The organism is Lysinibacillus sp. UBA5994 (assembly GCF_002429725.1).
In the GTDB taxonomy this organism is placed as follows: Bacteria; Bacillota; Bacilli; order Bacillales_A; family Planococcaceae; genus Lysinibacillus; species Lysinibacillus capsici.
The window spans coordinates 151,295-165,236 of sequence record NZ_DJAU01000038.1; the positions used below are offsets into that span (position 1 = coordinate 151,295).

The 13,942-nt window shown below is 38.4% G+C and carries 16 protein-coding genes and 1 other annotated feature; all 16 genes read left to right on the top strand.

Annotated elements, in window-relative coordinates:
• The first annotated feature begins 40 nt into the window (after positions 1-40).
• The 16 genes from radA to rplA all read left to right on the top strand — a co-directional run bounded on the left by radA (position 41) and on the right by rplA (position 13,876).
• Positions 41-1,417: a DNA repair protein RadA gene (gene radA / locus B3D98_RS13240; RefSeq protein WP_004233577.1), complete on the top strand. Its 1,377-nt coding sequence runs from the start codon at positions 41-43 to the stop codon at positions 1,415-1,417.
• 282 nt (positions 1,418-1,699) lie between these two features.
• Positions 1,700-2,785 (top strand): PIN/TRAM domain-containing protein, encoded by a 1,086-nt coding sequence (locus tag B3D98_RS13245; protein WP_066038315.1) that lies wholly within the window; start codon positions 1,700-1,702, stop codon positions 2,783-2,785.
• An 11-nt stretch (positions 2,786-2,796) separates the two neighbouring features.
• On the top strand, positions 2,797-3,492 hold the full coding sequence (gene ispD, locus B3D98_RS13250; RefSeq protein ID WP_048395541.1) for a 2-C-methyl-D-erythritol 4-phosphate cytidylyltransferase: 696 nt from the start codon (positions 2,797-2,799) through the stop codon (positions 3,490-3,492).
• Positions 3,493-3,806: 314 nt separating this feature from the next.
• Positions 3,807-4,748 carry a serine O-acetyltransferase EpsC gene (gene epsC, locus B3D98_RS13255; protein WP_004233580.1) on the top strand — a complete coding sequence of 314 codons (942 nt, stop codon included), beginning with the start codon at positions 3,807-3,809 and terminating at the stop codon, positions 4,746-4,748.
• A 141-nt stretch (positions 4,749-4,889) separates the two neighbouring features.
• The gene (gene ispF, locus B3D98_RS13260; RefSeq protein WP_004233581.1) at positions 4,890-5,366 is read left to right on the top strand and encodes a 2-C-methyl-D-erythritol 2,4-cyclodiphosphate synthase; all 477 of its coding nucleotides are present in this window, start codon (positions 4,890-4,892) and stop codon (positions 5,364-5,366) included.
• A 90-nt stretch (positions 5,367-5,456) separates the two neighbouring features.
• The gene (gltX, locus tag B3D98_RS13265; protein ID WP_288583472.1) at positions 5,457-6,917 is read left to right on the top strand and encodes a glutamate--tRNA ligase; all 1,461 of its coding nucleotides are present in this window, start codon (positions 5,457-5,459) and stop codon (positions 6,915-6,917) included.
• Positions 6,918-6,967: 50 nt separating this feature from the next.
• Positions 6,968-7,186 (top strand) — a binding site (T-box leader).
• A gap of 61 nt (positions 7,187-7,247) precedes the next feature.
• Positions 7,248-8,648, top strand: a complete 1,401-nt coding sequence (gene cysS / locus B3D98_RS13270; RefSeq protein ID WP_288583474.1) for a cysteine--tRNA ligase — start codon at positions 7,248-7,250, stop codon at positions 8,646-8,648.
• Positions 8,633-9,073 carry a Mini-ribonuclease 3 gene (locus B3D98_RS13275; RefSeq protein WP_175400791.1) on the top strand — a complete coding sequence of 147 codons (441 nt, stop codon included), beginning with the start codon at positions 8,633-8,635 and terminating at the stop codon, positions 9,071-9,073. The genes cysS and B3D98_RS13275 overlap by 16 nt, the downstream gene beginning before the upstream one ends.
• Positions 9,073-9,825: a 23S rRNA (guanosine(2251)-2'-O)-methyltransferase RlmB gene (gene rlmB / locus B3D98_RS13280; RefSeq protein ID WP_054548957.1), complete on the top strand. Its 753-nt coding sequence runs from the start codon at positions 9,073-9,075 to the stop codon at positions 9,823-9,825. Before B3D98_RS13275 ends, rlmB begins: the two co-directional genes overlap by 1 nt.
• Before the next feature lie 2 nt (positions 9,826-9,827).
• Positions 9,828-10,340, top strand: a complete 513-nt coding sequence (locus B3D98_RS13285; RefSeq protein ID WP_054548958.1) for an NYN domain-containing protein — start codon at positions 9,828-9,830, stop codon at positions 10,338-10,340.
• 68 nt (positions 10,341-10,408) lie between these two features.
• Complete coding sequence (sigH, locus tag B3D98_RS13290; RefSeq protein WP_004233587.1) at positions 10,409-11,056, top strand: RNA polymerase sporulation sigma factor SigH; 648 nt, start codon at positions 10,409-10,411, stop codon at positions 11,054-11,056.
• A 77-nt stretch (positions 11,057-11,133) separates the two neighbouring features.
• Positions 11,134-11,280: a 50S ribosomal protein L33 gene (rpmG, locus tag B3D98_RS13295; RefSeq protein ID WP_004233588.1), complete on the top strand. Its 147-nt coding sequence runs from the start codon at positions 11,134-11,136 to the stop codon at positions 11,278-11,280.
• 48 nt (positions 11,281-11,328) lie between these two features.
• Positions 11,329-11,514, top strand: coding sequence for a preprotein translocase subunit SecE (secE, locus tag B3D98_RS13300; protein WP_004233589.1), 186 nt, complete (start codon positions 11,329-11,331; stop codon positions 11,512-11,514).
• A gap of 358 nt (positions 11,515-11,872) precedes the next feature.
• A complete protein-coding gene (gene nusG / locus B3D98_RS13305; RefSeq protein ID WP_004233590.1) occupies positions 11,873-12,406 on the top strand; it encodes a transcription termination/antitermination protein NusG in 534 nt (177 codons plus the stop codon).
• A gap of 229 nt (positions 12,407-12,635) precedes the next feature.
• On the top strand, positions 12,636-13,061 hold the full coding sequence (rplK, locus tag B3D98_RS13310; protein WP_004233593.1) for a 50S ribosomal protein L11: 426 nt from the start codon (positions 12,636-12,638) through the stop codon (positions 13,059-13,061).
• Positions 13,062-13,177: 116 nt separating this feature from the next.
• Positions 13,178-13,876 carry a 50S ribosomal protein L1 gene (gene rplA / locus B3D98_RS13315; protein WP_004233594.1) on the top strand — a complete coding sequence of 233 codons (699 nt, stop codon included), beginning with the start codon at positions 13,178-13,180 and terminating at the stop codon, positions 13,874-13,876.
• Positions 13,877-13,942: the final 66 nt, after the last annotated feature.

Sequence of the window (13,942 nt, forward strand, 5' to 3'; positions counted from 1 at the left end):
ACAATTAAGGATAAGAACAAATATTCGAGGTGAAAGCAATTTGGCAAAGAAAAAAACGAAATTTGTATGTTCAGGCTGTGGCTATGAATCTGCTAAATGGATGGGAAGATGCCCTGGGTGTGGTGAATGGAATAAAATGGTAGAAGAAGTAGAAATGGTTGCAAAAGGCCCACGTGGAGCATTTCAACATTCTGCTACAGTTACTCAAAAGGCAATCCCGATTATCCAAGTGGAAGCTACTGAAGAATCGCGCGTAGCAACAGAAATGGGCGAACTCAATCGTGTATTAGGCGGTGGCATTGTACCTGGTTCTCTAGTATTAATTGGGGGTGATCCTGGAATAGGGAAATCAACATTACTATTACAGGTTTCCGCATTACTCTCGAATAAAGGGCATCGCGTACTTTATATTTCTGGAGAGGAATCTATTCGTCAAACGAAATTACGAGCAGAGCGTTTAGGAGTGATTTCTCAAGAGCTCTACATATACTCCGAAACAAACCTAGAGTTTTTAAACCAAACCATTGATGAAGTACAACCTAAATTTGTCATTGTGGATTCCATACAAACGGTCTTTCATCCAGAAGTAACAAGCGCCCCAGGTAGTGTCTCACAGGTTCGTGAATGTACAGCCGAGCTGATGCGAATCGCTAAAACAAAAGGTATTGCTATTTTTCTAGTAGGGCATGTCACAAAAGAGGGACAAATTGCAGGGCCACGTATTTTAGAGCATATGGTGGATACTGTACTGTACTTTGAAGGGGAGAGACATCATAATCATCGTATTTTACGAAGCCAAAAAAACCGCTTCGGATCTACAAATGAAATTGCTATATTTGAAATGCTTCAAGGTGGGTTAAAGGAAGTTCTAAACCCTTCTGAGTTATTTTTACAGGAGCGTTCACAAGGTGCGGCAGGGTCAACTATTGTAGCCTCAATGGAGGGGACAAGGCCAATTCTTGTTGAAATTCAATCCTTAGTTACGCCTACAAGCTTTAACTATCCTAAACGTATGGCCACAGGTGTCGATCAAAATCGAGTACAATTGCTAATGGCTGTACTAGAAAAGCGTATGGGTCTCATGCTACAAGCTCAGGATGCATATATTAAAGTTGCTGGTGGTGTCAAGCTGGATGAGCCAGCAATAGATTTAGCGGTGTTGACAAGCATTGTATCTAGTTTTAAGGATCAGGCAGTGCGTGCAACGGATTGCTTTATTGGTGAGGTCGGACTGACAGGTGAGGTCCGTCGGGTATCACGTATAGAACAGCGAGTCATTGAAGCGGCGAAGCTTGGATTTAAAAGAGCTTTCATTCCTTCTTCAAATATTGGTGGTTGGGAATTTCCGCAGGGAATTGAAATTGTTGGTGTAGAAACGATAAAAGATGCACTAAATGCATGCTTTAGAGAGTTATAAAGGAGGTTGTGCATGTTGGATATTATTCTGACATGCATTTTCCTTCATTTTTAATGCTAATATCGGAAACTCATATAAAAGAATAAACGTCCTAAATAATAGCTGATGAATGAATAAAGGATTTCATCTAGTACGAACAAAATAGAAGTTTGTAAAATTTTGTCTAACTATCTTATCCTTGTTTCACAACATCAAAAATAATGAGATTTTGCCTGAGCTCATGAAAGATTTTCTACCGTAAACTATGTATAATCTTAACTAACAATTAGGAGGTGACAGCTTGTGAAAAAATTTGTTCAAATTGCGTTTTTACTGATTGGAGGAGCATTGGGCCTTGTTTTCTTACCGCCATTATACGAATTGCTTCATTTATCATCTAATCCTTGGCTAGATAATCCTTATGTATCAGTAGCTCTAGGCGCACTTTTACTGTTTACACTATCTTTTGCATTTTCCGATTACTTTGTAAGGCTCATTAGCTGGATGGAAGAAGTTCTGTTTAAGGTTCCTATCGGAGATTTATTATTTGGTACGTTTGGTTTAATAATTGGGTTGATTGTCGCTTACTTTTTAGGCTTTGCCATTGATAGTGTACCATTCCCTATTATTTCGGAAGTATTTCCAATTATCCTGTCATTTGTATTAGGGTATTTAGGGTTCCGTCTAGGTTTTAGAAAAAGAGATGAGCTCATACAGCTTTTTACATTACGTAGTACCAATACGAAGAAAAAAGCTGCTGAAGGTGCTGAAGCTCAAGAGGTTCGTGGAAGCTACAAACTGCTAGATACAAGTGTAATTATTGATGGTCGTATTGCTGATATTTCTGAAACAGGCTTCATTGAGGGTATATTAGTTGTACCTCAATTTGTGCTCACAGAGCTTCAGCATATAGCTGATTCATCTGATACCTTAAAGCGCACAAGAGGTCGGCGTGGTTTAGATATTTTAAAAAAATTACAAGATGAGCGTAAGACAAAAGTTGAAATTACGGACGAGGATTTTGAAGATGTACAAGAGGTAGATTTAAAGCTTGTCCGTCTTGCAAAAAAAATGGGCAATGATACATGCATCGTTACCAATGATTTTAACCTGAATAAAGTCTGTGAGCTCCATCATGTAAAAGTGTTAAATATCAATGATTTAGCGAATGCAGTGAAACCTGTAGTTATACCAGGTGAAGATATGCAGGTTGTGGTTATAAAGGATGGCAAAGAGCATAACCAAGGAGTTGCCTATTTAGATGATGGTACGATGATTGTGGTTGAAGGTGGTCGTAGTTATATCGGACAGGCAATTACAGTTACAGTTACTAGTGTGCTGCAAACATCGGCAGGTCGTATGATATTTGCTAAGCCGAAGGACGATTAGGATGTGGAGAAATGCAATATGAAGTGGTTCTACCTGCTGCCGGAAGTGGAAAGCGTATGGGTGCAGGGCAAAATAAATTATTTTTAAAGCTTTTAGAGAAACCTATTCTGGTACACACGCTAGAAGTGTTTCAACAAGATCCCGCTTGCACAGGTATTTGGCTCGCTGTAAAACCAGAAGAGCGTGGATTTATTCAAAAAATGCTAGAGGACTATAGGATTACTAAAGTGAAGGGTTTACCTGATGGGGGTGCTGAGCGACAGCATTCGGTTCATTCTTGCATGAAAGAGATGCAACAGGTAGATATTGTGCTTGTCCATGACGCAGCACGCCCGTTTATTACGCATGATATCATTGCAAAGCTTGTACAGAACGCGCATCATCATGGTGCAGCAATTGCAGGGGTTCGTGCGAAAGATACGATGAAAAAAGTATCAATGAATGGCATTATAGAGGAAACGGTTGATCGAGAAAGCCTTTGGATGGTGCAAACTCCACAAGCATTCCGTTTTGAATTAATTATGGAAGCGGAGGACGTAGCTGAAAAAGTAGGTTTTCTTGGGACAGATGAGGCAATGCTAATGGAGCGTCTCGGACATCAGGTACACATCGTAGAAAGTAGTTATGAAAATGTAAAAATGACAACACAAGAAGACTTAGTATTTGGTGAGGCAATTTTGCGTAAGCGTGGATCATTCAATCATTAAGAAATATTATTTATAGAGGCTATTCATTCGTAGTTTGTTAAGGATGGATAGTCTTTTTTATTTGTTTTGTTTGGGAAAAATTATATGGTCAGAATGCCTTATTGCTTCGTAATCTGTTCATCCATATATGTATGATAATAATGACATAACTGCTAGTCGAATTAGAAACGAAGGCGTAGAAGAGAATAAAAAGTTGGAATGCTCCAATAAAGTGGATTTTATCCATGTGTGATTGTTTTATATGTAAAATGAAATAGTGGATATATGATTAATAAGGTAATAGAATAGATGAAAAGATGTGAGGGGTGTTTATTGTGTCATTAAATGATTGGTTGAATCAAAAGGTTCCAGAAATTACAGGTTCATTAACTAGTATAAATAAACAGTACATCGACGTTGACAACTCAATAGGCTTTGATGGACGAGATCGGGTTATAAAAATAATAGATAATTTCCATGAGGTGCTGTTTCCTGGCATTTATATGACAAGACCTATTGATGAAACAAGGGTGAACGTAGTTTGCAGTAATAAGCTTCGTGAAACAGCATTAGATTTGCGGGATATTATCGAAAAAGTATTATTTTATAATATGGAGGATAGTGATCCTGCCAATTGCGAGAAGTATTGCCGTGAACAAGCAGACAAAATTGTTATGAATTTGATTAATCGATTTCCTGCCATTCGCCAAGTGCTACAAACAGATATTCAAGCGGCATATAATGGTGACCCAGCAGCTCTTTCCACAGAGGAAATTTTGCTAAGCTATCCATCTATTGTGGCTGTTTATATTCACCGCATCGCACATGAGTTATACGAAATGGGTGTACAAATTGTGCCTCGAATTATGTCAGAATATGCGCACCGATTAACGGGTATCGATATTCATCCAGGGGCTACAATAGGAGAATCATTCTTTATTGACCATGGAACAGGTGTAGTTATCGGTGAAACTTGTACTATCGGTAAGAATGTAAAAATTTATCAAGGTGTAACATTAGGTGCACTAAGCTTCCCATTAGATGAAAATGGTAATCCAATTAAGGGCATTAAGCGTCATCCGAATATTGCCGACAATGTTGTCATTTATGCTGGTGCTACTATCTTAGGGGGCGAGACGACGATTGGGCACGATTCCGTTTTAGGAAGTAATATTTGGCTAACACACTCTGTTCCCCCTTATTCACGTGTTTATAATTCACAGCCATCTCCGAATATTAGCAACAGTCAAATGAAAAATATAGAGTATCATATTTAAAGAATGTGGGGCAGTCTAGAGAGTGTAGCTTTCTAAACTGCCCATTACTGCTATAGGAGGATAATTATTAAAGCGCTTTTCAAACAACCTAGGGCAAATTTTGATATGATAATGATAAATATTAATTAAAGGAAGATGAATATGTTTCGAATTGGACAAGGTTTTGACGTACATGCATTTGAAGAAGGTCGTCCATTAATTATTGGTGGCATTACCATTCCGCATGAAAAAGGACTAGTAGGACATTCAGATGCGGATGTTCTCTTACACACTGTCACAGATGCGGCTCTAGGAGCAATTGGAGAAGGGGATATTGGCCGTCATTTTCCAGATACAGACCCTGCATTTAAGGACGCGGACTCAGCAAAATTATTAGAGTACATTTGGAAGATTGTTGAGGATAAGGGTTATTCTCTAGGTAATGTCGATTGTACCATTATGGCACAGCGTCCTAAAATGGCCCCCTATATTGGACAGATGCAACAACGTATCGCTGAATTATTACACGCAGAGCCTTCACAGGTAAATGTTAAAGCAACTACAACTGAACGATTAGGTTTTACAGGTCGCGAGGAAGGTATTGCGGCAATGGCAACAATTCTATTGATCAAGAAATAAATGTGGATGAACCCCGCTTTTATTTCCTGTAACAGAGTGGTAAAATGAACAAAGTCAATTTTTGATCGAAAATTTAGGAGGCTTTTAATTATGACGAAAGAAGTTCGCGTTCGTTACGCGCCATCTCCAACAGGTTATTTACATATCGGTGGAGCGCGTACCGCATTATTCAATTATTTATATGCAAAACATCATAACGGTAAATTCATTGTACGTATTGAAGATACGGATATTGAACGTAATGTAGAGGGCGGAGAAGCATCTCAACTAGATAACCTAAAATGGTTAGGTATTGAATATGATGAGTCCATTGATATTGGTGGACCTTATGCGCCTTATCGTCAAATGGAACGTCTTGATATTTATAAAGAGCACGCTGAAAAACTATTAGAGCAAGGTGTAGCCTACAAGTGTTTCTGTTCTTCTGAAAAGCTTGAAGCATCTCGTGAAGAACAAAAAGCAAGAGGTGTAGCTGCTCCTACTTATGATGGTACATGTCGCCACTTATCAGCAGATGAAATCGCTGCTAAAGAAGCGGCAGGTGAGCCATACACAATCCGTATGCGTGTACCTGAAAGTGTAACATACGAATTTGAAGATTTAGTTCGTGGACAAGTTACCTTTGAGTCTAAAGATATTGGTGATTGGGTGCTTGTAAAAGCAAATGGTATTCCAACATATAACTATGCGGTTGTTTTAGATGATCACTTTATGGAAATCTCTCACGTTTTCCGCGGTGAGGAGCATTTATCGAATACACCAAAGCAAATGATGATTTTTGATGCATTTGGTTGGGAATATCCACGCTTTGGACATATGACATTAATTATTAACGAAAACCGTAAAAAACTATCTAAGCGTGATGAATCGATTATTCAATTTGTTACGCAATATAAAGATTTAGGTTATCTTCCTGAAGCGATGTTTAACTTCTTTGCGCTACTTGGTTGGTCTCCAGAGGGAGAAGAAGAGATTTTCTCAAAAGAAGAATTTATCAAAATGTTTGATGAAAAACGTCTTTCAAAATCACCATCTATGTTCGATAAACAAAAGCTAACATGGATGAATAATCAATATATTAAAAAGTTGTCTTTGGAAGAAGTGGTAGCATTATCTTTACCACATCTACAAAAAGCAGGCTTATTACCTGAAGAGCTTACTGCAGAGCAACATGCTTGGGCGACGGATTTAATCGCACTTTATCATGACCAAATGAGCTTTGGTGCAGAAATTGTCGAATTATCTAGCCTATTCTTTAAAGACCATATTGAATATGATGAAGAAGCAAAAGAGGTTTTAGCAGGAGAGCAAGTACCTGAAGTAATGGCGGCATTTAAAGCACAATTGGAAGAGCTAGAAGAGTTTACACCAGATGCGGTAAAAGCTGCGATTAAAGCTGTACAAAAGACAACTGGTCATAAAGGTAAAAATCTGTTCATGCCAATCCGTGTTGTGACAACAGGTGAAACACATGGACCAGAGTTGCCGAACGCCATTTGTTTAATTGGTAAAGAGAAAGCAATTGACCGTGTAGAAAAATTTGCACAATAAAGATAAATTTATTGACAATTCATTCTTTCGTTGTAAAATGTATTTACATTGAAAAAGCGTTGATAAGGAGAAGTAAGTGGCGCATGCTCTTAAGAGAGGACCATCATCGGCTGAAAGTGGTCTGAGCCTAGGCAAAACTGAAATGCACCTTTGAGCATAAAGCTGAACGAGAGTAGGCTTTATCGAGTCATCCCCGTTAATGGATGTCCAAAGTGGAAGACCTTTTGTCTTCAATCAGAGTGGAACCACGCAAATCGAGCGTCTCTGTCATTCCTTTTAGGAGTGATAGAGGCGCTTTTTTTATTCAACAGAAAAGGAGAGTGAAATACAATGGGTATTCAAATTTTTAACTCATTAACACGACAAAAGGAAACCTTTGTACCGCTAGAAGAGGGCAAGGTAAAAATGTATGTCTGCGGTCCTACGGTTTATAACTATATCCATATTGGGAATTCACGTCCTGTAATTGTTTATGATACAGTACGTCGTTATTTTCAGTATAAAGGCTATGATGTAAAGTTTGTTTCCAATTTTACGGATGTAGACGATAAAATTATTAAAGCAGCAAATGAGCTTGGTGAAGAAGTACACGAATTAACAGAGCGTTTTATTGCAGCCTATTTTGAAGATGTTACAGCACTGGGATGCAAAAAGGCAGATGTTCATCCACGTGTGACAGAGCATATGGACGATATCATTCAATTTATTCAAGTGCTAATTGAAAAGGGCTACGCTTATGAGTCTGCAGGAGATGTGTATTACCGTACTCGTAAATTTGATGGCTACGGTAAATTATCACACCAATCAGTTGACGATTTAAAAATCGGTGCTCGTATTGAAGCGGGCGAGAAAAAAGATGATGCGCTAGATTTTGCTTTATGGAAAGCTGCTAAGCCAGGTGAGATATTCTGGGAAAGCCCATGGGGAGATGGCCGTCCAGGGTGGCATATTGAGTGTTCTGTAATGGCTCGTGAACATTTAGGAGATACTATTGATATTCATGCTGGTGGGCAGGATTTAACTTTCCCTCACCACGAAAATGAAATTGCTCAATCAGAGGCACACAATGATAAAACATTTGCGCGTTATTGGATGCATAACGGGTATATTAATATTGATAATGAAAAGATGTCCAAATCTCTTGGGAATTTTATTCTTGTGAATGATATCCGTAAACAAATTGACCCGCAGATATTGCGTTTCTTCATGCTATCTGTCCATTATCGTCATCCAATTAACTTTGCGAAGGACCTAGTAGAAGCTGCTGCGTCAGGTTTAGAGCGCATTCGGACAGGATACAACAATGTGAAGCATCGCCTTACGACTACTGTAAGCTTAGGTGATCATTCAGAAGAATGGCTGAACAAAATTGCGGAACAGAAAGCGCATTTTGAAGAGGCAATGGATGATGATTTTAATACAGCCAACGCTATTTCTGTATTATTTGAAGTAGCTCGTATTGCTAATATTTACTTAAATGAAGCCAATACTTGCAAGAAGGTATTAGAAACCTTTATTGAAACCTTTGAAGTACTAGGTGACGTCTTAGGTATTGAATTTGCAAAAGAAGAAGAACTATTAGACGAAGAAATTGAAGCATTACTACAAGAGCGCGTCGAGGCACGTAAAAATCGTGATTTTGCTCGCTCTGATGAGATCCGTGACCATTTGCAAGCCCAAGGTATCATTTTAGAAGATACGCGACAAGGAACTAGATGGAAACGAGGGTAATTAAGTTGGATAAACTTCGCAATGAAGATGTTAAACAATTAAAAGCGCTGGCGTTAGCCTATATGGGTGATGCCGTATTGGAACAAAAGGTCCGAGAATATTTGCTACGCTCTGGTCGTGTTAAACCAAACACACTACATCGAGAGGCAACTCGCTACGTCTCAGCAAAAGCGCAATCGATGATCGTTCATCGCATGATGGATGAAAATTATTTAACAGAGGAGGAATTGGCTGTGTTCCGCCGTGGACGCAATGCCAAATCCGGCTCTGTACCAAAAAATACGGATGTCCAAACCTATCGTAATAGCTCAGGCTTTGAGGCGGTGCTTGGTAGTTTATATTTATTGAATGAACTAGAACGCGTCTACGAAATCATTGCATATGCTATTCAAATAATCGAGGAATCAAAAGGAGTGTCTAAATAATGGCAGAACAGAATGGTGAAATTATTGCCGGTAAAAACCCAGTGTTAGAAGCACTTCGTTCAGGCCGCGATATGAATAAAGTATGGATTGCAGAAGGAGTAAAAAAATCTGGAGTCAATGAACTGCTAGATTTAGCCCGTGAACGTGGTGTCATAGTTCAATTTGTCCCAAAAAAGAAAGTTGATCAATTATCAAGTGCTAATCATCAAGGTATCGTTGCTTCTGTTGCCGCTTATAAGTATGCTGAACTAGAGGATTTATTTGCAGCCGCAGCTAATAAACAGGAAGATCCTTTTTTCTTAATCTTAGATGAGTTAGAGGATCCTCATAATCTAGGGTCTATTATGAGAACGGCTGATGCTATAGGAGCACATGGTATTATTATTCCTAAGCGCCGATCAGTGAGTCTAACAGCAGTAGTGGCAAAGGCATCTACAGGAGCGATTGAACACGTTCCAGTTGTACGTGTAAACAATCTTGCTCAAACTATAGATGAATTAAAAGAACGCGGTGTATGGATTGCAGGGACAGATGCAAAGGGATCTGCAGATTATCGAAAAATGGATGCAACATTACCATTAGCCATCATTATCGGTAGTGAGGGCAAAGGGATGGGGCGTTTATTAAAAGAAAAATGCGATTTTTTATATCACTTACCGATGGTTGGGCATGTCACATCACTGAACGCATCAGTAGCAGCGGCTTTATTAATGTACGAAGTGTATCGTAAACGTCAAGAAGCGATTGAATAACAATGAAAAACATTTTGCTTGTTGATGGCTATAATATGATTGGATCTTGGAAAGAGCTGCGGCCATTGCGTGATACGAATTTTGAGGATGCGCGAAGAAGGTTGATAGAACTCATGGCTGAATATAAAGCAGCAATGGGTTGGCGCGTAATTATTGTTTTTGACGCCCATCTTGTACCAGGAGTAGAGCAATCTTATATAGAAAATGATGTAGAAGTCATTTATACACGAAAAAATGAAACAGCAGATGAACGTATTGAAAAAATGACACATGAATTAAAGGCTAGAAATGTACAAATTCATGTAGCAACTTCTGATATGGCAGAGCAAAGTGTTATATTTGGGAATGGTGCCTTAAGGAAATCGGCTAGAGAGCTAGAAATTGATACAAGTATTATCCAACATAAAATTACTCATGATGTGAAGCGGAAGCAAGAAAGTAAGCCGCCTTCTCGTATAGAATTAAAGCCAGATGTTGCGCTCGCCTTTGAAAAATGGCGACGAGGGTTGAAATGATTGATTGACGCATATTTTCCAATTCCGTTATACTGTTTCTAATTATCTGTTGTGGCTGAGGTGATACCATGTTTAAAAATAGCATTGTACAAGTGACACAAGATTTTGAACGATTCAATGATGAAGAGCTTATTGAAATGGTGCATCAAGGTAATACAGATGCGTTGGATTATTTAATTACAAAATACCGTTTGTTAGTAAGAGCGAAGGCAAGATCCTATTTTTTAATCGGAGCAGATAAGGAAGACATTGTACAAGAGGGCATGATAGGCTTATATAAAGCGATTCGTGATTTTAAAGGAGATAAGCTTGCATCATTCAGAGCTTTTGCAGAGTTATGTATTACAAGACAGATTATCACAGCTATTAAAACAGCAACTAGGCAAAAGCATATACCTCTAAATTCCTATATCTCTTTGGACAAGCCTATATTCGACGAAGAGTCAGACCGAACGCTTATGGATGTACTAACGGGTGCTATTATGGATGATCCAGAAGAATTGATGATTCATAGAGAAGAGTTTGGATATTTAGAAGAAAAGATGAGTGAGATTTTAAGTGAATTAGAGCTACAAGTTTTAGCCTTATATCTAGACGGCCAGTCTTATCATGAAATTTCCGCCAAATTAAATCGTCATGTGAAATCTATCGATAATGCATTGCAGCGGGTAAAACGTAAATTAGAACGTCATTTAGTCCTTGAGGAAATGTCTTAGCCCATTTAGGCCTTTATTGACATTGACAAATATAGGTGTTAGTCTTAAAAAGACAAAGTGCCGAAAAAGGTGATTATATGGCAAAAAAAGTCGTGCTAAATTGTGAGAAATGCGGTTCGAGAAATTACACGTTCCCAGCTAAAGAAGGTTCAACTGTACGTCTCGAATTAAAGAAATTTTGCTCGCATTGCAATGAACATACAATGCATAAACAAACGCTATAAAATGATATGTAAATAGACAGATTTGATTGATTCGGAGGTTAAGCTAGAATGGGCAAGATCAAAAGCTTTTTCAGCGATGTAATGTCAGAAATGCGCAAAACAAGCTGGCCGAAAAGTAAAGAACTGACGAAATATACAGTCGTTGTAATTTCAACTGTTGTCATTATGGCTTTATTTTTTGTGTTAGTTGACTTAGGTATTTCATCATTATTCCGCTGGTACTTAGATTTATAATTTAGTAAATAGCATATTTTTGAAATAGCCCGTCCATTGCAATAACGGGTTTTTTCGTTTGTTTTATCTTCATTCATTCAGCAGAAAACCCCATCTAATGGGATCGGTGGGATGGATGAAGTGAAGCACAAAGCAGTAAAATCTCCTCATTATGATAAATACTACTAGGAGAGTATGATAGTAGCGATAGATGACTATGCTAGTTTCGGTATATATCATCGAGCTTTCGCAAGTAATTAGCGAAAGCTATATTTTTCTAATGAGATGTTTGTGAAAAGAGTAAAAATGCATTGAGCGTATCGCGATTCATTTTCACTTTTATTTGTAAGGGAGGGACGGACGAGGAGTCCTAGTAGTTATGGAGAAAAATTGGTATGTTGTTCATACGTATTCAGGGTATGAAAACCGTGTAAAAGCAAACCTAGAGAAACGTGTAGAAACAATGGGAATGCAAGATAAAATCTTCCGTGTGATTGTTCCTGAGCATGAAGAAACAGAAATGAAGGATGGAAAAAAACGTACAATGATGCGTAAAGTTTTCCCTGGTTATGTGTTAGTAGAGTTAATCATGACAGATGATTCTTGGTATGTAGTTCGAAATACACCTGGTGTTACGGGCTTTATCGGTTCATCTGGTGGAGGAGCAAAACCAACACCGTTATTACCTGAAGAAGCAGATCGTTTACTACAACAAATGGGTATGACTGATAAAGTTGTAGAAGTGGACATTACTGTTGGTGAAGCAGTAGAAGTATTAGAAGGGCCGTTTGCTCATTTCCAAGGACGTGTTGAAGAAATTGACACAGAAAAAGGAAAAATTAAAGTGACGGTTGATATGTTTGGTCGCGAAACGATTATGGAGCTAGATTTCGAACAAGTTCAAAAATTATAGTTCTAACATTAGAACATTACATGCTAATTGGTAGATGTTTCGCAGATTTTGTTAATTACTACTTGCTTAAAAAAATTAAAAGTGGTATCATTTCATAGGTCAGACTGTCATACTTTTGTTTGACGTCTGTAATGATAATTTTAATGTTATCGGCACTTAGCTGACAGACAGATATTGAGTGGGAGGGGCAACCCAATTACCACATCACGGACTTAAGGAGGTGTGTCTCGTGGCTAAAAAAGTTATTAAAGTTGTTAAACTTCAAATCCCTGCTGGTAAAGCTAACCCAGCTCCACCGGTTGGTCCTGCATTAGGTCAAGCGGGTGTGAACATCATGGGATTCTGTAAAGAATTTAATGCGCGTACTGCTGATCAAGCTGGTCTTATTATCCCAGTTGAAATTTCAGTATTCGAAGATCGTTCTTTCACTTTCATTACAAAAACTCCACCTGCAGCAGTTCTACTTAAAGTAGCAGCTGGTATCCAATCTGGATCTGGTGAACCAAACCGTAAAAAAGTGGCAACGGTTAAACGTGATAAAGTTCGCGAAATCGCTGAAACTAAAATGCCAGACCTTAACGCTGCTTCAGTAGAAGCTGCTATGTTAATGGTAGAAGGTACTGCACGAAGCATGGGTATTGTTATCGAAGACTAATCCCAGTTACTTGATGTTTTGTTTTTTGGAAGGTTGCGAAGTTTCTTTGTGAACACGCAACCTTTATTCGTGGGAGGTAAAATCCGCTATAACCACAATCAAGGAGGAAATATATAATGGCTAAAAAAGGTAAAAAACTGCAAGATGCAGCAAAATTAATTGATCGTAACGCACTTTACACTGCACAAGAAGCAATCGAACTTGCTCAAAAAACTAGCACAGTAAACTTCGACGCTACTGTAGAAGTTGCTTTCCGCTTAGGTATTGATACTCGTAAGAACGACCAACAAATCCGTGGTGCAGTAGTACTACCAAACGGTACTGGTAAAACTCAACGCGTATTAGTATTTGCAAAAGGTGAAAAACTTAAAGAAGCTGAAGCAGCTGGTGCTGACTATGTAGGCGATGCAGAATACATCCAAAAAATCCAACAAGGTTGGTTTGACTTCGATGTAATCGTAGCAACTCCTGACATGATGGGTGAAGTTGGTAAACTTGGTCGTGTATTAGGGCCTAAAGGTTTAATGCCAAACCCTAAAACTGGTACAGTTACTTTTGATGTAACAAAAGCTATCGAAGAAATCAAAGCTGGTAAAGTAGAATACCGTGCTGATAAAGCTGGTATTATCCACGCTCCTATCGGTAAAGTTTCTTTCTCAGCAGAAAAATTAGTAGAAAACTTCTTAGCTGTTTTTGATGTAGTTCAAAAAGCAAAACCTGCTGCAGCTAAAGGTACTTACATGAAATCTGTAAATGTTACAACTACAATGGGTCCAGCGGTTAAAATTGACGCTTCTAACGTAGTAGTAAAATAATTTATATATATGTATTGACGATAGTGGCTATATGTGATACTATAGTTGCTGTTGTGAATTATCCAT